This window comes from Actibacterium mucosum KCTC 23349 (assembly GCF_000647975.1).
In the GTDB taxonomy this organism is placed as follows: Bacteria; Pseudomonadota; Alphaproteobacteria; order Rhodobacterales; family Rhodobacteraceae; genus Actibacterium; species Actibacterium mucosum.
On sequence record NZ_JFKE01000002.1, the window covers coordinates 376113 to 398458 of the forward strand.

General features: G+C 61.4%; 20 protein-coding genes and 1 tRNA gene. 13 read left to right on the forward strand and 8 right to left on the reverse strand.

The features are described from left to right. The first annotated feature begins 40 nt into the window (after window positions 1-40). The 6 genes from ACMU_RS05230 (at window position 41) to pgi (ending at window position 6166) form a co-directional block, all read left to right on the forward strand. Window positions 41-670: a DNA-3-methyladenine glycosylase family protein gene (locus ACMU_RS05230; protein ID WP_035257564.1), complete on the forward strand. Its 630-nt coding sequence runs from the start codon at window positions 41-43 to the stop codon at window positions 668-670. Beyond that, window positions 667-1338, forward strand: coding sequence for an alpha/beta hydrolase (locus ACMU_RS05235; RefSeq protein WP_035256881.1), 672 nt, complete (start codon window positions 667-669; stop codon window positions 1336-1338). Before ACMU_RS05230 ends, ACMU_RS05235 begins: the two co-directional genes overlap by 4 nt. A gap of 294 nt (window positions 1339-1632) precedes the next feature. Beyond that, complete coding sequence (locus ACMU_RS05240) at window positions 1633-2217, forward strand: HNH endonuclease (protein WP_035256883.1); 585 nt, start codon at window positions 1633-1635, stop codon at window positions 2215-2217. Window positions 2218-2431: 214 nt separating this feature from the next. After that, entirely contained in the window at window positions 2432-3886 is a 1455-nt protein-coding gene (gene zwf, locus ACMU_RS05245; RefSeq protein WP_035256885.1) for a glucose-6-phosphate dehydrogenase, read from the forward strand. Beyond that, on the forward strand, window positions 3883-4557 hold the full coding sequence (pgl, locus tag ACMU_RS05250; protein WP_035256887.1) for a 6-phosphogluconolactonase: 675 nt from the start codon (window positions 3883-3885) through the stop codon (window positions 4555-4557). Before zwf ends, pgl begins: the two co-directional genes overlap by 4 nt. A gap of 1 nt (window position 4558) precedes the next feature. Beyond that, window positions 4559-6166 carry a glucose-6-phosphate isomerase gene (pgi, locus tag ACMU_RS05255; protein WP_035256889.1) on the forward strand — a complete coding sequence of 536 codons (1608 nt, stop codon included), beginning with the start codon at window positions 4559-4561 and terminating at the stop codon, window positions 6164-6166. A 3-nt stretch (window positions 6167-6169) separates the two neighbouring features. Here pgi and ACMU_RS18650 read toward each other — a convergent pair whose 3' ends face one another. The 5 genes from ACMU_RS18650 to ACMU_RS05280 all read right to left on the reverse strand — a co-directional run bounded on the left by ACMU_RS18650 (window position 6170) and on the right by ACMU_RS05280 (window position 11785). Beyond that, window positions 6170-8233 carry a calcium-binding protein gene (locus ACMU_RS18650; RefSeq protein ID WP_152544514.1) on the reverse strand — a complete coding sequence of 688 codons (2064 nt, stop codon included), beginning with the start codon at window positions 8231-8233 and terminating at the stop codon, window positions 6170-6172. 103 nt (window positions 8234-8336) lie between these two features. Further along, window positions 8337-8410: transfer RNA gene (locus tag ACMU_RS05265), tRNA-Gly, on the reverse strand. A 58-nt stretch (window positions 8411-8468) separates the two neighbouring features. Then, window positions 8469-10487 (reverse strand): ASKHA domain-containing protein, encoded by a 2019-nt coding sequence (locus ACMU_RS05270; protein WP_035256891.1) that lies wholly within the window; start codon window positions 10485-10487, stop codon window positions 8469-8471. A gap of 3 nt (window positions 10488-10490) precedes the next feature. Further along, window positions 10491-11465, reverse strand: a complete 975-nt coding sequence (locus ACMU_RS05275) for a methyltetrahydrofolate cobalamin methyltransferase (RefSeq protein ID WP_035256893.1) — start codon at window positions 11463-11465, stop codon at window positions 10491-10493. A gap of 5 nt (window positions 11466-11470) precedes the next feature. After that, window positions 11471-11785, reverse strand: coding sequence for a virulence factor (locus ACMU_RS05280; protein ID WP_035256896.1), 315 nt, complete (start codon window positions 11783-11785; stop codon window positions 11471-11473). Window positions 11786-11976: 191 nt separating this feature from the next. Here ACMU_RS05280 and ACMU_RS05285 point away from each other — a divergent pair, with 191 nt between their 5' ends. Next, window positions 11977-13089, forward strand: a complete 1113-nt coding sequence (locus ACMU_RS05285; RefSeq protein ID WP_035256898.1) for a Ppx/GppA phosphatase family protein — start codon at window positions 11977-11979, stop codon at window positions 13087-13089. A gap of 27 nt (window positions 13090-13116) precedes the next feature. Next, the gene (locus ACMU_RS05290) at window positions 13117-13827 is read left to right on the forward strand and encodes an RlmE family RNA methyltransferase (protein WP_035256900.1); all 711 of its coding nucleotides are present in this window, start codon (window positions 13117-13119) and stop codon (window positions 13825-13827) included. Here ACMU_RS05290 and ACMU_RS05295 read toward each other — a convergent pair whose 3' ends face one another. After that, window positions 13828-14007: a hypothetical protein gene (locus ACMU_RS05295; RefSeq protein ID WP_035256903.1), complete on the reverse strand. Its 180-nt coding sequence runs from the start codon at window positions 14005-14007 to the stop codon at window positions 13828-13830. Window positions 14008-14286: 279 nt separating this feature from the next. On the opposite strand from ACMU_RS05295, the gene ACMU_RS05300 reads away from it, so the two are divergent. From ACMU_RS05300 to speB, 5 genes are all read left to right on the forward strand, one after another. Continuing rightward, on the forward strand, window positions 14287-14934 hold the full coding sequence (locus tag ACMU_RS05300; protein WP_035256907.1) for a peroxiredoxin-like family protein: 648 nt from the start codon (window positions 14287-14289) through the stop codon (window positions 14932-14934). A gap of 137 nt (window positions 14935-15071) precedes the next feature. Continuing rightward, window positions 15072-16973, forward strand: a complete 1902-nt coding sequence (speA, locus tag ACMU_RS05305) for a biosynthetic arginine decarboxylase (RefSeq protein ID WP_035256910.1) — start codon at window positions 15072-15074, stop codon at window positions 16971-16973. A gap of 11 nt (window positions 16974-16984) precedes the next feature. Beyond that, window positions 16985-18196 (forward strand): saccharopine dehydrogenase family protein, encoded by a 1212-nt coding sequence (locus ACMU_RS05310; RefSeq protein ID WP_035256912.1) that lies wholly within the window; start codon window positions 16985-16987, stop codon window positions 18194-18196. 79 nt (window positions 18197-18275) lie between these two features. Next, on the forward strand, window positions 18276-19436 hold the full coding sequence (locus ACMU_RS05315) for a carboxynorspermidine decarboxylase (protein WP_201769869.1): 1161 nt from the start codon (window positions 18276-18278) through the stop codon (window positions 19434-19436). Next, complete coding sequence (gene speB / locus ACMU_RS05320; RefSeq protein ID WP_035256914.1) at window positions 19433-20281, forward strand: agmatinase; 849 nt, start codon at window positions 19433-19435, stop codon at window positions 20279-20281. The genes ACMU_RS05315 and speB overlap by 4 nt, the downstream gene beginning before the upstream one ends. Here the strand turns inward: speB and ACMU_RS05325 are convergent. Further along, window positions 20278-21222 (reverse strand): formylglycine-generating enzyme family protein, encoded by a 945-nt coding sequence (locus ACMU_RS05325; RefSeq protein WP_081805399.1) that lies wholly within the window; start codon window positions 21220-21222, stop codon window positions 20278-20280. The genes speB and ACMU_RS05325 overlap by 4 nt on opposite strands. Window positions 21223-21273: 51 nt before the next feature. Next, window positions 21274-22326 carry a YeeE/YedE family protein gene (locus ACMU_RS05330; protein ID WP_035256917.1) on the reverse strand — a complete coding sequence of 351 codons (1053 nt, stop codon included), beginning with the start codon at window positions 22324-22326 and terminating at the stop codon, window positions 21274-21276. Window positions 22327-22346: the final 20 nt, after the last annotated feature.

A 22346-nucleotide genomic window follows, 5' to 3' on the forward strand; every position in this document is an offset into this window, starting at 1 on the left:
TGTGCCCCCGATAGTGGCCCGACAACAAGCGGAGGTGGGCGTGGTCGGACGGATTATCGAGACATTGGATTGCGTGGCCGAAGGGGCAGAGCACCTTGCCGCCAGCCACCCGGAGTTTGCGCGGGCCTTGGTGCTGACCGGACCGCTGCCATTGCGGCGGCGCAAGGACGGCTATGAAGCATTGCTGAGCGCGATTGTCTCGCAGCAGGTTTCTGTTGCAGCGGCGGCGGCCATCTGGGCGCGGTTGCAGGAGGCCAGGCTGACCGGCCCGCGCAAGGTCAAGGCCGCGACAGATGAGGACCTGCGCGCCTGTGGACTGTCGCGCCAGAAGATTCGCTATGCCAGGGAACTGGCAAATGCAGGCATCAACTTCAAAGCCCTGCGCACCGCCCCGGATGACGAGGTGGTTGATACACTGGTTGCGGTGCCGGGGATCGGCAAGTGGACGGCCGAGATCTATGCCATGTTCTCGTTGGGGCGCGCGGATGTTTTTGCGCCGGGGGATCTGGCCCTGCAGGAAGCGGCGCGGATTTTGTTCGGGCTGGACAAACGACCCACCGAGAAAGAGTTGCGGATCATGGCCCAGGCATGGAGCCCGTGGCGGGCCGTTGCGGCGCGGGCCTTGTGGGCGTATTACCACGTGGAAAAGGACAGGGAAGGCATAAGATGACACGCATTCTGGACAGCGATCGCCGGGGCCCGGCGCAGGGCGAAGCGACGTCGCTGGTGGTGTTTTTGCACGGATATGGGGCCAATGGGGCCGATCTTCTGGGTCTGGCCGATCCGTTGGAGGAACATATGCCGGGCACCGCCTTCGTTGCGCCGGACGCACCGGAACGCGTGGCGGGGGCGCCTTTCGGGTTCCAGTGGTTCCCGATCCCATGGATCGATGGCTCCAGCGAGGAGGAAGCCGAGCAGGGTATGCGGCGCGCCGAGGGTGACCTGACCGCTTATCTGGAGCAGGTCATGAAAGAAGAAGGCGTAACGCCGGCACAAACGATTCTGTTCGGGTTTTCCCAGGGAACGATGATGGCCTTGCAGGTGGCACCGCGGCAGGTGGACGAGTTTGCCGGGGTTGTCGGGTTTTCCGGCCGGTTGGTGAACCCCGAAGCGCTGGAGGACGAGGTTGTCAGCCGCCCGCCGGTTCTGTTGGTGCATGGCGATCAGGATGATGTTGTGCCGCCGCAATCATTGCCCGAGGCCGGCAATGCGCTGAGCGCGGCAGGATTCGAGGTGTTCGCTCATATCATGAAGGGCACCGCCCATGGTATTGCGCCCGACGGTTTGAGTGTTGCGCTGGCGTTCATGCGCGATCGTTTGGGGCTTGAGGCCGACTGAACGCTGTCAGAAGGGGCGCCTTGCGGCGCAAGACATGTCTCGCGGCGGCCCCGTTGCGGGGCCTTGCTCGGGCTGGCGTGTGGGGCGGGTGCCGGTTTTTATCCACAGACCGATGCACGGGGGCTGAAACTGTCATAACCCTGTCATGGCGGCGTTATAGCCAAGGTGGCAGGCCACTCTATATGCGGGGCTTGCCAAGGGCAGAACGCCATATATAGTGGGTAGCAGGCGAGGGGCGGGGCGTCCCGCTCTGGGCTAGTTGAAGCAGGCAGAGCGGTATCGGAGTCTCTAAACATGGATGGCGATTTCAGGACAAGTTTTGTTCACCAACCCCGGTCGCTGAAGCAGCACCCGGCCTTGGTGCTGAACGCGGATTACCGGCCGCTTTCCTATTACCCCCTGTCTCTCTGGCCCTGGCAGGAAGCCGTCAAAGCCGCTTATCTGGATCGCGTGGATATCGTGGCTGAGTATGACGAATTTGTCCGAAGTCCCTCGACCGAGATACGCATACCTTCGGTTGTCGTTCTGAAAGACTATGTCAAACCTCAAAAGCGCGTGGCCTTCACGCGCTTTAATTTGTTTCTGAGGGATGAATTCTCGTGCCAATATTGCGGGGCGACGGGTGATCTGACTTTTGACCACGTGGTGCCGCGCGCACGCGGTGGGGTCACCAGCTGGGAAAACGTGGTGGCCGCCTGTTCGCGCTGTAACCTCAAGAAGGGGTCCAAGAGCCTGCGTCAGGCCGGTATGTCGCTGCGCAAGACACCGCGTCAGCCGGTGGCCGAGGAGCTGCGGAATATGGGTCGGAAATTCCCGCCCAACTATCTGCACGAAAGCTGGATGGATTTCCTGTATTGGGATGCCGAGCTGGACGCCTGATTTCGGCATCCACTGAGGTCAGCAGCCGCTATGCGCCTGAATTCGCGTCGGTTTGCCTGATGATCGTGCAGCGGTGTTGGAAGACATTTAATTTGGTGATTACAAGAAATTGCCCGCTCTCATCTAAAACCGAAACGCATTAGGTGGTAGACTTGCTTGGGCTGCCTATGTAAGTAGGCGGTGTTTGCGCTAACGAAACTGCGGTGAGGACAGCATGGTATCACGCGTCATTCCGGTGGATCCTTTTGATCTGGTTATCTTCGGGGGTACGGGCGACTTGGCACGCCGCAAAATCCTGCCGGGGCTGTACCTGCGCTTCTTGTCGGGCCAGATGCCCGAGGATGCTGCGATTATTGCCGCGGCGCGGTCCGATCACGATGACGACGCCTATCGCGCCATCATCCGCAAAGCCATTGACGAGTTCGTGGCCAAAGACAAGCGCGATGCAAAATCCATCGATGCGTTCCTTTCGCGGCTTAGCTATGTGCAGGTCGATGCCATGGGCGAGGGCGGCTGGAAGGAACTGGCAGGCAAGATCCGCAAAGGGATGGTGCACGCGTTTTATTTCTCGGTCGGGCCAAGCCTTTTTGGTGCGCTGGCAGAACGCCTGCACAAGCACAAGATCGCCGACCGCAAAAGCCGCGTGGTGGTGGAAAAACCGTTTGGCAAAGACCTTGCCTCGGCGCAGGAACTGAACGCGACCCTGGCCCAGCATTTCCGCGAGGAACAGATTTACCGGATCGACCACTATCTGGGCAAAGAGACGGTGCAGAACCTGATGGCCGTGCGGTTTGGCAACATGCTGTTCGAGCCGCTGTGGAACGCCCAATACGTTGATCACATCCAGATCACGGTGGCCGAAACCGTGGGCGTCGGCGGGCGCGGGGCCTATTACGACAATTCCGGCGCGATGCGCGACATGGTTCAGAACCACCTGATGCAGCTTTTGTGCCTGATCGCGATGGAGCCGCCAAACGCCTTTGAACCCAACGCCGTGCGTGACGAGAAACTGAAAGTGATCCGTGCGCTGGACCCGGTCGAACCCAAAGATATCGTGCGCGGGCAATACGGCCCCACGGGTGACGAGCCCGGATATATTGAGGATTCCGAGAACCCCGAAAGCCGCACCGAAAGCTATATCGCCCTGAAACTCGGTATCTCGAACTGGCGCTGGAAGGGCACGCCGTTCTACCTGCGCACTGGTAAGAAGCTGAAGGCGCGCGCGTCCGAAATTGCCGTGGTGTTCAAGGACCCGCCGCACTCGATCTTTGGCGAGCAGGAGGGGCGCAAGGGCAACGTTCTGGTGATCCGTTTGCAGCCGAACGAGGGCATGAACCTGCGCGTGACGATCAAAGAGCCCGGCCCCGGTGGCATGCGCCTGATCGAAGTGCCGTTGGATATGTCCTTTGCCGAGGCTCTGGGCGCTGATGCCGAGGATGTGCCAGACGCCTACGAGCGCCTGATCATGGATGTGATCCGCGGCAACCAGACCCTGTTCATGCGCGGGGACGAGGTCGAGGCTGCATGGGCCTGGACCGATCCACTGATCGAAGGCTGGCAGGGGGCAGGGACCAAACCCGCCACCTATGACGCGGGCAGCTCTGGCCCGGAAGATGCCCTTGCATTGATGCATCGCGACGGTCGGCGCTGGCGGGAGATCGCAGTATGAGCCTGACGGAATATCCCGCGCGCGACACGATGATGGCTGCGCTTGCCAATGTGATGGCCGACCAGCTGCGCGCCGCATTGGCCGAAAACAACCGCGCGCTGCTGGTGGTGCCGGGGGGGACCACACCGGGGCCCGTGTTCGATCAGCTTTGTAAGGCTGATCTGGACTGGGCGCGGGTTGACGTGATGCTGTCGGACGAACGCTGGGTGCCGGAAAGTTCGGACCGGTCCAACACCCGTCTGCTGCGCGAACGCCTGCTGGTGGAAAACGCCGCCGCCGCAACTTTGCTACCGCTTTATGCCGATTCTGATCGCCCCGAGGATGCCTTGGACGCGCTGGCCGGAGCCGTCGACGCGGCCCTGCCCATCGACGTGCTGTTGCTGGGTATGGGGGCGGATATGCACACGGCCTCGATCTTCCCCGAGGCGGACCTGCTGGCCGAAGCGCTGGCCGAGGATGCACCGACACTTTTGCCAATGCGTGCACCGGGCGCGCCCGAGCCGCGCATAACCCTGACAGCGCCGGCGCTGACATCCGCGCGACACATCCACATTGTAATCACCGGTGCTGAGAAACGCGCGGCCCTCGCGCGTGCCGAAGCCGCCACAAGCGCAGTCGAGGCGCCGGTATCGATCCTTCTGCAAGACGCAACCATTCACTGGGCCGACTGACATGACCACCTGGACTGACCTTGAAAACCGGGCCACCGCTGCCAAGACGCGCCCGATCGTTTCCCTGTTTGACGACGCCACGCGCGGGGCCGCGTTCTCGGCCCAACTTGGCGACACGCTGTTTGATTATGCCAAGACCAATATCGATGCCGAAACCCGCGACCTGCTGATCCAACTGGCAACCGAGGCCGGCCTGCCGGAAATGCGCGAGGCGATGTTCACCGGCCAGCCGATCAACGACACCGAAGGCCGCGCCGTGCTGCATACTGCGTTGCGGGCCAGCACCGGCCCGGTGATGGTCGATGGTGCCGACGTGGTCCCCGGCGTGCACGACACGCTGCACCGGATGGAGCATTTCGCCGACGCGGTGCGGTCGGGCAATTTCCAGGGGCAGGGCGGGCGCATCACCGATGTGGTCAATATCGGCATCGGCGGCTCGGACCTTGGCCCAGTCATGGCCACGCTGGCGCTGGAAAGCTATGCCGACGGGCCGCGCGTGCATTACGTGTCGAACGTGGACGGCGCCCATATCGCCCAGACGATGCGCGGGCTGGACCTGACCACCACGCTGGTCATCGTCGCCTCGAAAACCTTCACCACGATCGAGACCATGACCAACGCGCAAACCGCGCGCGACATGATGGCCGAGGTGGTGACCGACCCCGCCGCGCAGTTCGTTGCGCTCAGCTCGGCCACCGACAGGGCTGGTGAATTCGGCATTCCGGCCGAACGTGTGTTCGGGTTCGAGGATTGGGTTGGCGGGCGCTATTCGCTGTGGGGGCCCATTGGCCTGCCGATCATGCTGGCTGTGGGGCCGGCCGATTTTCGCGCCTTCCTGAAGGGCGGCGAAGAGATGGACAGCCACTTCCGCACCGCGCCGCTGGCTGAAAACATGCCGGTGATGCTGGCGCTGGTGGGCCTGTGGCACCACCAGTTCTGCGGCTTTGGCACCCGCGCGGTTTTGCCCTATGATCAACAACTTGCGCGGCTTCCGGCCTATCTGCAACAGCTGGAGATGGAAAGCAACGGCAAGCGCGTGCGCCGCGATGGCGCGGCGCTGGACGTGCCGTCGGGGCCGGTTGTCTGGGGCGAACCCGGCACCAATGGCCAGCACGCTTTTTATCAGTTGATCCACCAGGGCACCGCCGTTGTGCCCTGCGAATTCCTTGTGGCCGCCGAAGGCAACGAGCTTGGCCGGACGCGCCACCACACCCTGTTGGTGTCGAACTGCCTGGCGCAATCCAAGGCGCTGATGGTGGGCCGGTCGATGGACGAGGCCCGGGCGCTGATGGCCAAGGCCGGGTTCGAAGGCGACGAGCTGGAACGCCAGGCCGCGCATCGCGTGTTTGAAGGCAACCGCCCGTCCACAACGCTGATCTACCCGCGCCTGACGCCGGCACAGTTGGGTCGCATCATCGCGCTTTACGAACACCGCGTGTTTGTCGAGGGCGTGATCCTGGGCATCAACTCGTATGACCAATGGGGTGTCGAGCTGGGCAAGGAACTGGCCAAATCGCTGGAACCCGTGGTCACCGGCGAGGTGTCGGCCGAGGCCGAAGACGCCTCGACCGCGCAGCTGGTTGCGTTTGTGCAGAACGCGCTGGCCTAAGCCTTAGCCGAAGACAAACAATCCGGTGGCGTCGACAATGTCCTGCCGGACCAGATCCCCTTCGATTGCGATGGAGTTCGTTGGCCCCGAACCCCACGCAATCACCACGTCGCCATTGCTGCTGTTCCAGATGACCAGATCACCGATGTCGTCTACGCCGTTGATTTGCAAATGAATTGTGTCTTCGGCAAGGTCAAGGTCGGCAATCACGTCGTGGCCGATATTGGCGCCGACAAAGTGAAACTCGTCTGATCCGGTGCCGCCGGCCAACCGGTCATTGCCCTCGCCGCCGTTCAGAATGTCGTCGCCGGCATTGCCGTAAAGCTGATCCCAGCCGCCCTTGCCCTCCAGGATGTCGTTGCCGGCCCAACCGCCCAACTGGTCCGCCGCAGCGCCGCCGTTCAGGTAATCGTCACCCGCCCCGCCGATCAGCGAATCAAAGCCGTTATTGCCAAACAGCACGTCGTTGCGGTTACCGCCAAAGATCGTGTCATTGCCATTCCAGCCCGAGATATAGTCGTCAAAATCGCCGCCGTTCAGCGCGTTGTTGCCTGCATCCCCGTTCGAGAAGTTCAGGCCCAGCTGATACTCGATCACCACCACCTCATAAGGGTTCAGCACCAGGTTGGTGCCATCGGCCAAAACGTCACCCGCGCCCAGGTTGGTGACCGCAGCCACCGCGTCGGGGTCGGCATAATCGGCCACGGTGACCGTGGTGCCATCCACCACATATTGCCCGTCCGATGTGCCCACACCCAGTTGCATCGCGGTGATGCCGGCATAGTTCACCACGGCGCCGGTAAAGTCGATCTGTACGTTCTGCACCTCTTCGGACCGCGACGAAATGAAGAACACCACCGTGTCGGCGGTCTGATACGCATTCACCTCTATTTCGCCACCGGCAAGGGTGCTGTCCAACAGCGTGGCCCCGGTGGTGAATTCGGTCATCCACTGATAGGCGATGCCCAGAAAGCTCAGATCGGTCTCGCCCTCCTGGCCCGACAGCGAACTGAACTTGGCGCCCTGCACCTGCCACAGTTGCGCGGCTTCGACGTCATTGGCGATCATGTATTCGAATTGCTCCAACAGAACCGAGGCCCCGTGCAATCCCAATTGGTCGTAATTGTCCGATTTCACGTTCCACGCGGTGATGTGCAATTCCAGATCGCCAAAGCCCGCGGCGGCATTCCAGATATCGGTGTCTTTGCCGATCTGGCGAAACTCTACCGAGTTGTCATTCAACCCGCCAACAAAGACGCCATCGTAAACGCCGTTTCCGTCGATATGGGTCTTGTTATAGAAATAATGGTGCACCACGCCATCCACCAGCGCGCGGTTTGCGGTGGAAAGCTGGTCGATAATGTCGGTATTGGCCAATGTGGTTTCGGCATTATTGCCGGGATTGGCCTGGTTGAAATCGTGGTATTTGCCGCCCGACTTAGATTCGTCCCCAAAGGGCGAGCCGGTCTGAACCAGCAAGCGCGGCGCGTCAAAATTGGCGGGCAGGGTGCCGTCGGCCTGCAGGTCAGCAATCACATCGGCAAAGGTGGTGATGATCGCGTCGGCCAGGATACCGTACTCGTCCGACGCCATCTTGTCCCAATATTCGTTCCCGATTTCAATGGCATAGATTGACACCCCATCATAGGTGCCATCGGTTGGGTCCAGAAGGTCGCGCAAGAACGCCTCTAGCTCGGCCAGCTTCTGCGCGTCGATCCCGCGCGGCGTTTCCGAGGCTGGATCATAGGCCGCATCAAACATGTGCATCGTCGGCAGAATGACCGAGATCGGCCGGCTTTCCTGAATGGACCAATTGACAAATTCGATATAGCTGACCCCGTCGGGTGCAAAGGCATCGGGGTTGGCCAGGTCCCATTCGTTTTCAACCCACGTCCTGCTGGACCAGCGAATGGCGCCACTGACGCCAAGCTCGTCGATCACATCCGTAAAGGTGCCGCCTGCGCCCAGATCGTCGACGTGATAGAGCATCATTGCCCCGAAAAGATCCTCGGACACGGTTTTGCCGCTATCGGTTGCCGCGCCAAAGCTTGCCATGAAATCAGCCACTGTTTAATCACCTCAAGGTTGTGCGTTTACACAGCCAATGCGAGAAGGATTCGGCAACTAATTCTTAACCAAATTATCCGGTTTCGGTTCAATGGGGAGGGATTGGAGCGGGTAGCGGGAATCGAACCCGCACCTTAAGCTTGGGAAGCTCGCATGATACCATTTCACCATACCCGCTCAAGGTTCGTGATGGGTAGTCAATCCCGCCGCGAGGGTCAACCGGAAACTGGCAGGCTCAGCCGTCGCGACGACGTCGGCGGCGGCCTTGCCCCGCCGCGGCGTTGAACTGCACATCCGGCAGGGGGGTGACCGCGCGCAGGTGCGGGAAGGGATCGCTGGCATGGGGCAGGGCGTTTGCGGCGACAAAATGCTCCTGAAACCGCGGTTCAATCGCCGTTTCAACCTTTTGGATCTGCCGCACCAGGGCCTCAACCTCGGCCCGCATCGCCTTGTTGCACAACGCAATTCTGGCGCCGGTGCCGGCGGCGTTGCCGGCCGAGCTGACCTGGTCCAGCGGCGCATCGGGGATCATGCCCAGCACCATCGCGTGTTTGGGCGAGATATGTGCGCCAAAGGCCCCGGCCAGCACGACGCGGTCCACATGGTCGACGCCCAGCTCGTCCATCAACAGCCGCGCCCCGGCATAAAGTGCTGATTTTGCAAGCTGAATCGCACGGATGTCGCCTTGGGTGACATAGATATCCGGCCCGGTTTCCCCGCCTGCCCACAGCAGGAATTTATACGTCCGGCCATCGGGTACGCAGCGGTCCGAGCCGGTTTGTTCCGCCGATCCGATCAGGCCCGAGGCGTCCATCACACCGGCCATGCGCATCTCGGCCACCGCCTCGATAATCCCTGAACCGCAGATCCCCGAAACGGCGGTGTCGGTGCCAAACTCCTCCGCGTCCGACCAATGGTCATTGCCAATGATCCGAATGCGCGGCGCCTTGGTTTCGGGGTTGATTTCAACCCGCTCGATGGCCCCCGGCGCGGCGCGTTGGCCATGGGCGATCTGCGCGCCCTCGAACGCGGGGCCCGTGGGCGAGGAGCAGGCCAACAGCTTGGATTTGTTGCCCAAAATGATCTCGGCATTGGTGCCGACATCGGCGATCAGCGTTAGTGGCTCGGCCCGGTGGGGCGATTCAGACAGCGCCACGGCGGCCGCATCCGCCCCCACATGGCCGGCGATACAGGGCAGGATATAGACACGGCCCGCCGGGTTGATCGTGCCCAGATCAAGGTCACCGGCGGCAAGGTTCAGCGCGTCGGAAACTGCCAGCGCAAAGGGCGCCTGGCCCAGTTCCACCGGGTCAATCCCCAATAAAATATGGTGCATCACCGGGTTGCAGACAATCGTTGCCTCGACCACGTCGCGCGCGTCCAGATCAGCCTCGGCCACCAAGGCGGCGGCCAGGTCGGCCAGCGCCGTGCGCACCGCGTCGCGCATCTCTGCCGCGCCGCCGGGGTTCATCATGGCATAGGACACGCGGCTCATCAGGTCTTCGCCAAACCGGATCTGCGGGTTCATCACGCCCGAGGCAGCGACAACCGCTCCCGTGTCCAGCCGCGTCAGATGCGCGGCGATGGTGGTGGAGCCGAGGTCCACCGCAAGACCATATAGCGGCGTTTCGCGATAGCCGGGCCACAGGTCCAACAGGCGCGGGGGGGCGCCGGTGTGGTCTTCGAAAATGGCCGCCGTCACCTGCCAATTGCCTTTGCGCAGAAGGGGTTGCAGGTGCGACAGAAACGCCGGGGGCACCTGCAGGTCGGGCAGGGCCAGCGCGGTTTTCAGCCGTTCCAGATCGCCGGTCGGGGCGTGCATGTCGGGCTGTTCCACCTCGACACATTGCAGCCGGGTAGCCGGGTCCATGGTGATGGTGCGCGCCTCGGCCCGTTTGCGAACCACCTGTTTGTGCAGCTGGCTGTCGGCCGGCACGTCGACCACCAGATCGCCCTGCACCGTGGCCTGACAGCCCAGCCGCCGCCCGTCGATCAACCCGCGCACCCGGTCATAGCGTTGCTCGACCGCGTTCATCGGGCCAACCGCGCCTTCGGACGACGTGACCCCATGTTTGGCAAACTCACCAAAGGTGGGCGCAACCTGACATTTAGAGCAGACACCGCGCCCGCCGCAGACCGATTCCAGATCCACCCCCAACTGCCGCGCCGCCGTCAGGATCGGCGTGCCCGCCGGGAACCGGCCACGTTTGCCGGATGGGGTGAAGATCACCAGGGGATCGGGGGCGTCGGTCATGGTTTACCCGCGGCGACGGCGTCGCCCGCTACGGCCCGCAGATGCCGCGGATTTCGAGGCTTCGGGGAAGCTTGCGCCCTCTTTCACCGCGTCCAACACGCGGGAAAAGCCGATCCAGGCCGCACCATTGGCATCGTGATCCATTAGGAAATTGGCGGCGCGGACGGCCTCCATTTCCACTGGGCGAACCGGGTTCATGATGGCGCTGGTCATACCCGCGCCGATGGCCATGGGCAGGAAAGCGGCGTTAATGCCATGCCGGTTGGGCAGGCCGAAACTGATATTGGAGGCACCGCAGGTGGTGTTCACGCCCAGCTCTTCGCGCAGACGGCGCACCAGGGTAAAGACCTGCCGCCCGGCGGTGGCCATGGCGCCCACCGGCATCACCAGCGGGTCCACCACGATGTCATGGGCCGGCACGCCATGATCGGCGGCGCGCTGTACGATCTTGCGGGCCACTTCGAACCGCACATCGGGGTCTTCGGAAATCCCGGCCTCGTCATTGGAAATCGCCACCACGGGCAGCTTGTGCTTGGCACAAAGCGGCAAGATCGCCTCCATCTTCTCGCTTTCGCCGGTGGTGGAGTTGATCAGGGGGCGGCCTTCGACCACCTCTAGCGCGGCCTCGATCGCGCCGGTGACCGAGCTGTCGATGCACAGCGGCACATCGGTGACGGCCTGCACGCGCTGGATCAGCTCTTTCATCAGGGGCGGTTCGGAAAAGTTGTTGTCGGCGTAGCGCGGGTCTTCGGCCATCTTGTTCTTGAACACCGCGCCCGAGTTCACGTCCAGCACCTGCGCGCCGCAGGCGACCTGGGCCAGGGCATCGGCCTCGACGGTGGAAAAATCGCCCGCCTCAAGCTCGGCATTCAGCTTGGCACGGCCCGACGGGTTGATCCGCTCGCCGATGACGCAAAACGGCTCGTCAAAGCCGATGGTGACGGTTTTGGTCTTCGATTCCAGCACGGTGCGGGTCATCGGCGTTATCCTTTATCCTGCGGTGCCTGCCAGCCGTCGTTTTCGATCAGCTGACGCAGGCGCGGGGTATCAAACTCGGTATCCAGTCGGGTGATGTGTTCGGCGATCAGGGTGTCGGCATCGCCCTCGGCCGCAAAGGGCGCGGCCTTGCGCCATTCGGCCAGATAGGCGTCGCTGTCGCGCGCGCCAACCTTCATCGCGCAACGGTCGATGGCTTGCTCAAAGCGTTCGGGCAGCACGGCCTTTTGCGCGCGGCGGCCTTTGCCAACGATCACCTGGGCGGGGATGTCACGCCAATAAACGATTGTCACATCGGGCATTGCGCCGTTTGCCTTTCTTGCCAGCCGGGCACCCTTTGCGCCCGGTCCCTGCTTCTACATGTGGGACATGGTAGGGGCCAATAGGGGGTAACGCGAAAAATTCTCAACACCTTTATGAACCGGTTCACGCCCTTGCACACGCGATGCGGTCAGACTAGGCTGGTCGTTAACTCAAGTTGGAGGGCGATCAAATGGCGCCCAAGCGTCCCGAAGGTGCGGGCGCGTTCCCCAAAGCGGTCGAGAGCCCCGCGCCGAAACGCCCTGATCCGTCCGAGCTTTATGCCGCTTTGGATCTGGGCACAAATAGCTGTCGCATGCTGATTGCCCAACCCAAGGGCAACCAGTTTCACGTGGTGGACAGCTTTTCCAAGAACGTGCAATTGGGCGCGGGGTTGGAGGCATCTGGCAGGCTTTCCCGTGCGTCCATTGGCCGTACCATGCAGGCTTTGCGTATTTGCAAGGGCAAGCTGGAACGTCACAACGTCAAACATTGCCGCATGGTCGCGACCGAGGCCTGCAGGCGCGCCAAGAACGCGCGCGATTTTGTGCGCCTGGCCAAGCGCGAAACCGGCCTGACCATCGAGATCATCGAGCCCGAGGAAGAGGCGCGCCTGGCCGTGGTCAGCTGCGCGCCCTTGGTGTCAACAAAGACCGAGCAGCTGTTGGTGGTGGATATCGGTGGCGGCTCGACCGAGTTGGTGTGGATGGATCTGACCTCTGTGCCCCGCGCCGAACGCCCCGGTGCAATCATGCGCCTGCATGCAGGCTTTCACACGACCGAAAGCCCGTTTCAGGCCGCCAAGGTAGTGGACTGGATCTCGGTCCCGCTGGGGGTTGCGACGTTGCGCGACCAGTTCGACGATGTCACCGACGACGCGGCGCGGTTCGCGTTGATGAGCTGGTATTTCGAAGAGAACCTGTCGGAGTTTTCGCCCTATGCCGAGGAACAGACACGCGAAGGGTTTCAGATCGTCGGGACCTCGGGCACCGTCACCACGGTGGCGGCCTCGTTCCTGGGGCTGCGGCGCTATGATCGAAACAAGGTGGACGGTCTGCGTATGACGTCAGACCAGATCGACGGGGTGATCCGTGACTATCTGGCGCTTGGCCCAGAGGGGCGGCGCACCGATCCGCGCATCGGCCGGGATCGGCATGCGTTGATCATGTCCGGAGCTGCAATTCTGCAGGCGTTGATGCGCATTTGGCCAACTGACCGGCTGTCCGTGGCCGATCGCGGGCTGCGCGAGGGGTTGCTTTATGCGCAAATGAGCACCAATGGGGTGCTCGAAGATGGGCCGTACTAGCACCAGACCGGCAACAAGGGGGCAGGAATGCCAAGAAAGAACACATCCGGACGCGGAAATCGCGACCTGACGGTCAAGGTGAAGACCGCGCGCGGGCGGCGCATCAGTTCGACGCGCTGGCTGCAGCGACAGTTGAATGACCCGTATGTCAAACGGGCCCAAGCCGAAGGCTATCGGGGGCGCGCGGCATTCAAAATCCTCGAGCTGGACGAAAAATATCGCTTCCTTGTGCCCGGCGCCCGCGTGGTTGACCTTGGCTGTGCGCCCGGTGGCTGGTTGCAGGTGGCGATCAAGCGGGTGAATGCGCTTGGCGAGAAAAAGGGCAAGGCTGTGGGCCGGGTGCTGGGTGTGGACCTGCAAGAGGTTGAACCGCTGCCGGGGGCCGAGATCCATCAGCTGGACTTTATGGAAGACGACGCCGATCGGCAGGTCCGCGAATGGCTGGGCGGCAAGGCCGATGTGGTGATGTCTGACATGGCGGCGGCCAGTTCAGGCCATAAACAGACTGACCACCTGCGGATTATCTCGCTATGCGAGGCGGCGGCGTATTTTGCCTTCGACGTGCTGGACGAGGGCGGTACCTTTGTTGCCAAGGTTCTGGCAGGTGGGGCCGAAGGTGAGCTGCAAAAGCTGCTGAAGCAGCGGTTCAACAAGGTTGCGAACGTAAAGCCACCGTCAAGCCGGTCTGACAGCTCGGAAAAATTCGTGGTTGCCACGGGGTTCCGCGGCGCAGTGTGATCACTCGGCGCTTGCCAGCCGGTCCGAGCGCAGGTTTTCAGAGCACCAGTTATCGCCGGCGGCCAGCCAGACCACGTCACCTTGTGCGGCATGAACGGTGATCATCTGCGGCTCGGTCGTGACGATCTGCGGGTTGATCAGGTTGAGAAACAGCACAAGGGCTTCGGTGGTCAGGCACATGGGACGTCTCCAGTTTACGGCGCGTTGCACCGTGGATTGACCTCCCTTTGGGATCATCTAAACGTCAGGCCCGCCGGTGTAGAGGCTCACGTGCCAAACCTGCACAATGCAGAGGCGAGTGCCGCCGAATTGTGCGGTGGTTTCGCCGAATTGCCCGGTCATTAAGCGGGAAACCGCATAAATCTTATCCTGAAACCGTCCCTAATCGCAGCGTTGAGGATGGCTACGTCTTGGGACGTCGGGCCGGCGTGGCCCAATTCCAACCCCAGGAGAGCACCCATGAATGCAATGAACAGTGAAGCGGCCCAGCTGTGGGAAAACGCTGCACAGCAGATGCCAGGCGAAATTGTCGAGAAGATCAATACCGGAATGCAGCGGATGATTGACGGGGAAACGCCGTATTCTCCGCTGGCAGTTGGGCAGACGGCCCCGGCATTCACGTTGAACAATTTCGACGGTACGCCACGCGCGCTGTCCGAATACCTGGCCAAAGGCCCGCTGGTGCTGTTTTTCTTTCGCGGCGATTGGTGCCCGTTCTGCAATATCCAGCTGAAACACTATCAGGACAATCTGGTAGAGTTCGCAAAATACGGGGCGCAGTTGGTGGCGGTGTCACCGGAAAAACCCGACCATTCGACCGTGATGGCGGAAAAGCACCGCCTGACCTTCGACGTGCTATACGACGTTGCCGACGAAGTTGGCGAAGCCTTTGGTGTGACCCTGCGCGTCCCGTCCGAGCATGAAGAGGTTTTGACGCAACTGGGTGTGCCCCTGACCGAACGCAATGGCACCGCGAACTGGACACTGCCAGTGCCTGGTGTGTTTGTCATTGGCCAGGACGGCAAGATCGCCAGCACCTTTGTGAACCCGAACTATCGTATCCGCGCAGAGCCAGAAGAAATTATCGCGGCATTGGCGACCCTTTAAGCTGAATTGCGGCGCGGCCTGTGGGTTCGCGCCGCATTTTCAGAGTTGATTTGTGATAATGCTGGCGCTAAGAGGCGCTCAAGACGCCGAAAGAGGCGTCTTTTCTGTTTCTCGCACAGCATGCAAAGGCCACCTGATTGACGCAGATCATCCCCTCTCCGGACGAAATCTATGGCATCTCACGCTGGGGGCGCGAGTTGATTGCGGTGACGGACGAGGGCGAGGTGGCGTTGTGTGACCCAGCCAACCCCAATACCGCGCCGATCAGCCTGCCGGGTATTTTGCGCGATCTCGATCAGCGCGGGATTGCCGCGCCGATGGTGCTGCGGGTGCGGTCGTTTCTTGAGGCCGAGATTGCCAAGATTAATGACAGCTTTGCACAGGCCATTGCACGCGTTAACTATCGCGCCCCGTATCGCGGTGTGTTCCCGATCAAGGTGAACCAGCAGGCACAGGTGGTGGACCGCATTGTCGAGTTCGGCCGGGCCTATGACTACGGGTTGGAGGCCGGCTCCAAGCCCGAGTTGGTCATCGCCATGGCGCATCGGCTGTCCAAGGACGCGTTGATCGTTTGCAATGGTGTAAAGGACGCCGAGTTCATTCGCCTTGCCATCCTGTCACGGCGGCTGGGGGCCAACACGGTGATCGTGCTGGAAAGCCCGCGCGAAGCGGAAACTGTGATCGAAGTCAGCCGCGAATTGGGGCTTGAGCCGCTACTGGGCGTGCGGGTGAAGCTGACCCATCGCATTGGCGGCAAGTGGCAGGAAAGCTCGGGCGACCGGTCAACCTTTGGCATGAACTCGGATCAGTTGCTGCGCGTCACCGACCGGCTGCGCGAGGCGGGGTTGCTGCACTGCCTGAAGCTGCAGCATTCGCATCTGGGCAGCCAGGTGCCCGATATCCAGGACGTGCGCCGCGCGGTGGACGAGGCGTGCCGCTATTTCACCGCGCTGACGGACGAGGGCGCGCCGCTGACCCATCTGGATCTGGGCGGCGGTCTGGGCGTGGATTACACCGGCGAGAAACGGGCGACCGAAAACTCGATCAACTACACGGTCAACGAATACTGCCATAACGTGGTCGAAACCGTGGCCTATGCGATGGACGAGGCAGAGTTGGACCACCCCGTGCTGGTTACCGAAAGTGGGCGCGCGGTGACGGCGACCTCGTCGATGCTGATCTTCGAGGCTTTGGAAAGCACGCTGTACGACGCCCCTGCTGCGCCGCCGCCCGAACCCGACGACCACCACCATGTGGCCGATCTGGCGGCGGTTGCCGGTTATCTTGTGCCCGAACGGGTGCAGGAATGCTGGAACGACGCGCGGTTTTATCGTGACGAGCTGCGGGCGCTTTTCCGCCGGGGGGCGGTCGATCTGCGTCAGATGGCGCGGGCCGAACAGATCTATCTGTCGCTCACCGCGCGTATCAAGGCGTTGGTCGCACAGATGGATGACCGGGCCGAGCTTGAGGCCGAGTTGCAGCAGGTGGCCGACGTGTATCACTGCAACTTCTCGCTGTTTCAGTCGCTGCCCGATGTCTGGGCCATCGATCAGCTGCATCCGATTGTGCCGTTGCAAATGCTGAACCAGGCGCCCGATCGTCGGGCGATCCTGTCGGATATCACCTGCGACAGCGACGGCAAGATCGATCAGTTCATTGTGGCCGAGGGCATCGCGCCATCGCTGCCGGTGCATTCTCTGTCCGAGGATCAGCCCTATTATTTTGGCGTGTTCTTCGTGGGCGCCTATCAGGAAACATTGGGCGATCTGCACAACCTCTTTGGCGATACCAACGTGGTGACCATCGACCTGCGCGCCGATGGCGGGTTCGACCTGCTGCACGAGCAGGAGGGCGACACGATATCCGAGGTGATGTCTTACGTTGAATACGACCCGGCCGATTGCGTTGCAGCCTTCCGCAAGATGGTCGACGAGGCGATCTCGGACGGGACGGTAAAGGCCGGGGAACGACGGGCGCTGATGAACGCCTACCGGGACTCGATCAACGGATATACGTATTATGAACGCCACGCGGGCTGAGGAGAACGATCATGTCTAAGGTTTTGGTTGTTGGAGCAGGCGGCGTCAGCCACGCCGCCGTGCACAAAATGGCGATGAATGCCGGAATATTCTCGGACATCACCTTGGCGAGCCGAACCAAGTCGAAATGTGATGCCATCGCTGCCAGCGTGCTGGAGCGTACCGGCGTGACGATCAAAACCGCGCAGCTGGATGCGATGGATGTGGCGGCCACGGTGGCTTTGATCCGGGAAACCGGTGCCGAATTGCTGGTGAACCTGGCGTTGCCGTATCAGGATTTGAAGCTGATGGATGCCTGTCTTGAGGCAGGGTGCCACTACCTGGACACCGCGAATTACGAGCCCGAGGACGAGGCCAAGTTCGAATACCATTGGCAATGGGCTTACCAGGAACGGTTCAAGGCCGCAGGGCTGACGGCGATTTTGGGCTCGGGGTTTGATCCCGGCGTGACCAGCGTGTTTGCAACCTGGCTGAGGAAACACAAGCTGGCCTCGATCCGGCAGATCGACATTCTGGACGCCAATGGCGGGTCAAACGATCAGGCCTTTGCGACCAATTTCAACCCCGAGATCAACCTGCGCGAAGTGCTGCAGGAGGCGCGGCACTGGGAAGGTGGCGACTGGCAGGTTACGCCCGCGATGACGCATAAGGTGGCATTTGACTTCCCCGGTATCGGCGAACGCAACATGTACCTGATGTATCACGAGGAGCTGGAAAGCCTGAGCACCCATTTCCCCGAGATCGAACGGGCGCGGTTCTGGATGACCTTTGGCGATGCCTATATCATGCATGCCAAGGTGCTGGAGAATGTCGGCATGACCCGGATTTATCCGGTGATGCATGACGGGCACGAGATCATTCCGATCCAGTTCCTGAAAACGCTGCTGCCCGATCCCGGCGGTCTGGGGCAGGAAACCACGGGCAAGGCCTGTATCGGCGATATCGTGACCGGGCAGGCGCAGGATGGCGCGGGCGAGAAGACCTTTCATATCTACAATATCTGCGATCACGCAGAGTGTTTTGCCGAAGTTGGTTCGCAAGCCGTGAGCTATACCACCGGTGTCCCCGCAATGATTGGTGCCGCGCAGGTGCTGAAGGGCAATTGGGTGGCGCCGGGGGTATGGAACATGGAACAGTTGGACCCCGATGACTTCATGGACATGCTGAATAGCCAGGGGCTGCCGTGGCAGGTGCACGAACTTGACGGGCCGGTGGCATTCTGATGGCCGAGCCGTCTGCCGTCGTCCCACCCGCCCACCCCCGCCGGCAGCCGGCCCTTGGCGAACAGCTGGGACCGGCGCGATGATGGAGACACAGGCCGGGGACGCTGGTGCGTTTCGGCAGTTCGACTTGTCACGCGTGCCCAGCCCCTGTTTCGTGGTGGACGAGGTGGCGGTGGAACGCAATCTCGCCGTATTGGCGCAGGTTGGGGCGGCCTCGGGTGCGCATGTGTTGGCAGCACTGAAAGCGTTTTCAATGTTTGAACTGGCGCCTTTGGTGGGGCGCTATCTGGGCGGCACATGTGCCAGTGGCCTGTTCGAAGCGCGGTTGGGGCGCACGGCTTATGGTGGTGAGGTTGCCACGTTTAGCGCCGGTTACAAGGCGAGCGAAATGGCGGAAATCGTGCGCCTGAGCGATCATGTGATCTTCAATTCGCCGTCTCAGTTGGCACGGTTCGGCGATGAAGTGCGTGCAGCGCGAAAGTCGGTGGGCTTGCGCATAAACCCGGGCCACTCGGAGGGCGAGGTGGCCAAGTACGATCCTTGTGCCCCTTGTTCGCGACTTGGCACGCCGGTGGATCAGTTGAACGACGCGGTCATGGCACAGGTGGACGGCCTGCATATGCACACGTTGTGCGAGCAGGGCTTTGCACCGCTGCAGCGCACGTGGGATGCGGTTGCACCGCAATTGGCCCCTTGGATGAAGGGGCTGAAATGGCTGAATTTCGGGGGCGGGCATCACATTACGCGGGCCGATTATGATCGCGAGGGGCTGATTGCGTTCCTGCGGGCCGTGCGCGCCGCTTTCGGGGTTGAGGTTTATCTGGAACCCGGCGAGGCAGTGGCGTTGGACGCGGGTATTCTGGTGGGCGAGGTTCTGGATCTGCCGCATAACGGGGTTGATCTGGCAATTACGGACATTTCGGCGACCTGCCACATGCCCGACGTGATCGAGGCCCCTTATCGCCCGGCTATGCTGGGCGAGGTGTCAGACGGGCACAGGTATCGGTTGGGCGGGCCATCCTGCCTGGCCGGGGATGTGATCGGGGATTATCATTGGTCACAACCCCTGCAGATCGGTCAGCGTTTCGCCTTCCTTGACCAGGCACATTATTCGATGGTGAAAACCAATACCTTCAACGGCGTTCCGCTGCCCTCGATCGTGTTGTGGAACAGCAAGACCGACGCGCTGCGGATCATTCGTGAATTTGGCTATGACGACTTTAAGGATCGCCTGTCATGAGCGTCTTTTTGGACAGCGAGCTGACCGAGAGTGAACGCGGTTCAGGTGGCCTGTTCCGCGTTATCCCCGTGCCGCTTGAACGCACCGTATCCTATGGAGCGGGAACGGCAAAAGGGCCGGGGGCGATCATTGCAGCATCGGATGAGCTGGAGCGGTTATGTGTCGGCGTTGAACCTTGCGCAAGTGGCATCGTGACCGAGGCCGCAGTAGATTGCACAGGGCCTTTGCCAGAGGTCATGGAGCGGATCGCGGCTCGGACAGGTGCGGCCGTTCGGGACGGCAAGATACCTGTAACACTGGGTGGTGAACACGCGTTGAGTTATGGCGCAGTGATGGGGGTGTCCAGGGCGCTGGGTGCGCCGGTTGGTGTGGTGCAGATCGACGCCCACGCGGATTTGCGGGTCGCCTATCAGGGTGAAATACACAGCCATGCGTCGGTCATGCATCTGCTCACAAAAGAGGGCGTAAAACTGGCGCAGTTTGGCGTGCGCGCCCTGTGCCAGCAAGAGGTTGATAGCCGTGCCGTGAACGGTGTTTTTCACGTGGATGCCGAAGAGCTGGTGACCCGCGATCGGTTTGCAGTCGACTTGCCGGATGACTTTCCCGAACTGGTTTATGTCAGTTTCGACGTTGACGGGCTGGACCCGTCCATCATGCCTGCGACAGGTACGCCTGTTCCGGGTGGACTGAGCTACTACCAAGTGCTGCATTTGGTTGAGCATGCGCTGAAAGGTCGAAAATGTGTGGGGATTGACGTGGTTGAACTGGCCCCAGATGGGAATGCCGCATGGGACTTCACCGCGGCGCAGATCACTTACCGTCTGATGGCTGCGGCCCTACTTTAATCGCGCCAAATTACGCGGAAGCCATGGTGGGTGGTGGCACTGTCAGGAGAGGTGCCTGACCGCGCGGCGATGCGGTACCGATAGCAGTAGGATTTGTGGCAAAGGAACGAACCGCCTTTGGACAGTTTATAGCCTTTCATTCCGTCCAGCCGTTGCCGAACTTTCTTTTTGAGTGACTTGATACGGTACGGATCGGCCGTCCATTCCCACACATTGCCAACGAGGTTGTACAGGCCAAAGCCGTTAGGTTCAAAAGACCGTGCTGGAGCGGTGGTATAGAACCCATCCTGAACTGTGTTCACCTCTGGGAAACGACCCTGCCAGATGTTGCAGGGCAGATAGTTGGTGTCGTTCGGCTCGTCATTGCCCCAAGGGAAGCGCACGTCGCCAAGGCCACCGCGTGCGGCATGCTCCCATTCTGCTTCGGTCGGCAAGGCGCCACCGACCCATGCGGCGTAAGCACGCGCGTCATTCCACGAGACCTGAACGACGGGGTGATCGGGATGCCAGGCTGCGTCCGCCGTTCCCGGGCCGTTCACGTCGCGCCAGTTGGCACCATCGACGCGGCGCCACCACTGAACTTCGGCAACGGCTTGTGTCGGGCCAACATTTTCCGGCACTTGCGCCCAAAAGACGAACGACCATCCAATGCGCTCGGCCTCGGTCATATATCCGGTGGCTTCGACAAATTCGGCAAATTGTGCGTTGGAGACCGCTGTTGCCCCCATGCGGAAAGGTTTTACCTTTTGCCGCCGGATCGGGTCTTCGCCGTCGTCGGGGATTTCAGGTGCGGCCGTGCCCACTAACGCGGTGCCACCGGGAATGGCGACGGCGTCGGCGTCCGGTCGTTTCGGGTTTTGCACCAAGCGCTCCGCTGCAACGGTACGCGATTTGCCACCAGATGGCGGGCAACAGGTGGCAGGTTTGTCAGGATCGTTCATGTGAAGGTTTTGGCGTGACGGCCCGGGATTGTCCAGCCGGGCCGGGACACCTTATTCCGCGGGTGCCAGACCCATGATGAGTTGACGCAAACCAATTGCCGCGCCGATGAAAATCGCCACGAAGGCCACAGGGGCACTGAATGCGAGGACCGAAAAGGCCGAGATCCCCTGACCAACGCTGCAGCCAACGGCAAGAATGGCACCGGGGCCCATAATGGCAGCACCAAAGATTTGTCGGCGTAACTCGCGCGGGTCTTCGCAGGCCTCCCAACGGAAGTGACCCTTGGAATACGAGCCAAGTGCCGCGCCGATCACAACGCCAAGGACCGAGCCCACGCTGAAAGACAGTGCGTTGCCGGACGCAGTCATAGTGTAGAAAATCGTGTCACCGATCGGGGCCGCGAAGGTATGGGTTTCGATGGGCTCTGCCTCGAACCCGGTCATGGCCACCCAATAGGTGCCAACCCACCCGGACACCACCGCCAAGCCAACGACACATCCCCAAAATATCTGACCATAAGACCGGCGCATCTCGGATTTGCTTAACGCGACAATCAGCAGGGCACCGCCCGCCAGCAGTCCCGTGACAAGGGGCGTTACGCCAAGGTTGGCGAACAACTGGCTGAACCCTTGTGGGCTCGACGCGTTTTCTTCCACCGGGAACAACCAGACGCGGGCATGTGCAAGCGGCCCGGACATCACGAAATATGCCGACAGACCCATGACAAGAACGATCACAAAGGATCTCAGATCCCCGCCGCCCAACCGCGCAAGGGCGCCGTATCCGCAATTGCCGCTGAGCGCCATGCCATAGCCAAACATTAAACCGCCGACGACAGTGCCGATGGGGTTCCAAACTCGATCCAGGTATGCGGTGGCGGCGACATCAAACTGATCAAAGGTCATCGCGATATGGGTGCCAATGATCGCAACCCCAATGGCGATGGCCCACATGCGCAGACGCCGGTCGTCGGCGCCGTATAACGTGTCTTCGATGGCACCCAGTGTGCAGAAACGGCCAACACGCGCCGCCAGCCCAAGGGCGATGCCGCCAAGCAAACCGATAAGCGCCGTGGTGTTTGCCTCTCCAAGCAATTCCAGCATTTGTTTCCTCCCGGACCAAA

Bases quoted from the DNA above. Each gene is read 5' to 3' on its own strand.
- ACMU_RS05315 (WP_201769869.1), top strand. From the start codon at position 18,276: ATGATGGAGACACAGGCCGGGGACGCTGGTGCGTTTCGGCAGTTCGAC.
- ACMU_RS05310 (WP_035256912.1), top strand. From the start codon at position 16,985: ATGTCTAAGGTTTTGGTTGTTGGAGCAGGCGGCGTCAGCCACGCCGCC.
- ACMU_RS05240 (WP_035256883.1), top strand. From the start codon at position 1,633: ATGGATGGCGATTTCAGGACAAGTTTTGTTCACCAACCCCGGTCGCTG.
- ACMU_RS05275 (WP_035256893.1), bottom strand. From the start codon at position 11,465: ATGACCCGCACCGTGCTGGAATCGAAGACCAAAACCGTCACCATCGGC.
- ACMU_RS05300 (WP_035256907.1), top strand. From the start codon at position 14,287: ATGAATGCAATGAACAGTGAAGCGGCCCAGCTGTGGGAAAACGCTGCA.
- ACMU_RS05270 (WP_035256891.1), bottom strand. From the start codon at position 10,487: ATGACCGACGCCCCCGATCCCCTGGTGATCTTCACCCCATCCGGCAAA.
- pgl (WP_035256887.1), top strand. From the start codon at position 3,883: ATGAGCCTGACGGAATATCCCGCGCGCGACACGATGATGGCTGCGCTT.
- ACMU_RS05285 (WP_035256898.1), top strand. From the start codon at position 11,977: ATGGCGCCCAAGCGTCCCGAAGGTGCGGGCGCGTTCCCCAAAGCGGTC.
- ACMU_RS05280 (WP_035256896.1), bottom strand. From the start codon at position 11,785: ATGCCCGATGTGACAATCGTTTATTGGCGTGACATCCCCGCCCAGGTG.
- ACMU_RS05325 (WP_081805399.1), bottom strand. From the start codon at position 21,222: ATGAACGATCCTGACAAACCTGCCACCTGTTGCCCGCCATCTGGTGGC.
- ACMU_RS05330 (WP_035256917.1), bottom strand. From the start codon at position 22,326: ATGCTGGAATTGCTTGGAGAGGCAAACACCACGGCGCTTATCGGTTTG.
- ACMU_RS05290 (WP_035256900.1), top strand. From the start codon at position 13,117: ATGCCAAGAAAGAACACATCCGGACGCGGAAATCGCGACCTGACGGTC.
- ACMU_RS05295 (WP_035256903.1), bottom strand. From the start codon at position 14,007: ATGTGCCTGACCACCGAAGCCCTTGTGCTGTTTCTCAACCTGATCAAC.
- zwf (WP_035256885.1), top strand. From the start codon at position 2,432: ATGGTATCACGCGTCATTCCGGTGGATCCTTTTGATCTGGTTATCTTC.
- speB (WP_035256914.1), top strand. From the start codon at position 19,433: ATGAGCGTCTTTTTGGACAGCGAGCTGACCGAGAGTGAACGCGGTTCA.
- pgi (WP_035256889.1), top strand. From the start codon at position 4,559: ATGACCACCTGGACTGACCTTGAAAACCGGGCCACCGCTGCCAAGACG.
- ACMU_RS05235 (WP_035256881.1), top strand. From the start codon at position 667: ATGACACGCATTCTGGACAGCGATCGCCGGGGCCCGGCGCAGGGCGAA.